Raw genomic sequence first — 1485 nt, 5'->3', positions numbered from 1 at the left:
AAAAACTTTGATGCTAGCGCATCTAGGTCTTTTTTTCACCTTGCATTTGGTATTGCACTTCATGTGTTAATCTAAGAAATATAAAAGCACTGATGCTCGCTATTAGCATTGTATCTGCTTAGAGCAAAAGCTAAAAACTGAGCGTTTAAGCCACTGCTCTAAGCAATTCAACCCTGCCAGTTAAACCATCACTATTAAATTATTGTCATGAAACCATCTGATTAACTTGCAGCAAATTTATGATTAACGCAACTCATCAACGACCGCCAGCATAGCGATTAACGAGGCTTCCCCTAATTTAATAGAACGCTCAGGTGACCAACCTGTATCTTCAAAAGGTAAATTGGCATTCTCTTTAAATGGCATCTCTAAGGTATTGGCAAGGCAATCAAAACGCTCGGCTACCCAGTGGGTGGCAATCGTCATATTTGCTGTGCCCGGCGCATCAATGTCATAACCAAATTCAGACTGAAAATCGGCACTGGCCAATGTTAAGACTTCTGAGAATTTATCACGTAGATGGGCAAGGCGGTCGTTATAGCTTGGCGTGCCCTGCGAGCCGGCAAGGAACACATAAGGCAGCGCCTCATCGCCATGCACGTCATAAAATAAGTCCACGCCCGTTTCTTGCATTTTATTGATGACATGAAACACTTCAGGGCTTTTTTCTATGCTTGGGTTTGCCCATTCACGGTTTAGATTCGTCCCTACCGCATTGGTACGCAGGTGCCCGCGTACACTACCATCAGGATTCATATTCGGTACGATATAAAAATTGGCTTTTTCTAATAACAACTTAGCCGTGGCATTATCCTCGTCTAACAAACTGTTCAATAGCCCCTCAACCAGCCATTCAGCCATTGTCTCGCCCGGATGCTGGCGCGCCGTAATCCAGATACTGCGCTTCTTGCTATCACCATCACCTACTTTTACTAAGGTTAAGTCGCGTTTATCAAGCGTTTCGCCCAAATGCTCTAAACATGCGAGCGGATGCACTTGCACCGCCGCTAACAAGTCTTGATGACGCTCATAACTGTACGGGGCGAAATACGCAATTTGAATACTTTCGCACGCAAGCTCTGCCGTTATCGTTAACTTACCATCCTTATAAGAGGTTGGCAGACGGAACCAATACTCGCGATCATAGGAAGCCACCGCTTGATAATCCTCCCAGCCTGCAAGGTAGGACGCCTTCCCTGCATTCGTAATATTGAGTACGTACTGCTCGCCAACTTCGCCTGATAGACGAAAGTTAAACCACTGAAAAAACTCTCCTCCCACGTCTGGACGAATCGCCAGTTGAATGTTGGTTTGATCTTCTGCATTGATAACCTCAATATTACCGGCATCGAAATTTGCGCTGATATGCATAATCTTTTCCTAATGGTTTTTGTAAATTAAAAGACAGATATAGTCAGCTCAAAATAAAATTGTTATGGTTAGGGCAAACATCATAAAACAATTTGGATAAGTCGTTTTCCATCC

Annotated in this window: 1 protein-coding gene; it reads right to left on the bottom strand. The window is 43.8% G+C overall.

Annotated features, from left to right (window positions below; genetic code table 11):
• Positions 1-243 precede the first annotated feature (243 nt).
• Positions 244-1371: a M14 family metallopeptidase gene (locus H9653_RS12330; RefSeq protein WP_191692582.1), complete on the bottom strand. Its 1128-nt coding sequence runs from the start codon at positions 1369-1371 to the stop codon at positions 244-246.
• Positions 1372-1485: the final 114 nt, after the last annotated feature.

Source organism: Psychrobacter communis, assembly GCF_014836505.1.
GTDB lineage: Bacteria > Pseudomonadota > Gammaproteobacteria > Pseudomonadales > Moraxellaceae > Psychrobacter > Psychrobacter faecalis.
Note: the sequence above shows the minus strand (reverse complement) of the source record. Positions and strands in the feature narration are given on the sequence as shown.

Bases quoted from the DNA above. Each gene is read 5' to 3' on its own strand.
- H9653_RS12330 (WP_191692582.1), bottom strand. From the start codon at position 1,371: ATGCATATCAGCGCAAATTTCGATGCCGGTAATATTGAGGTTATCAAT.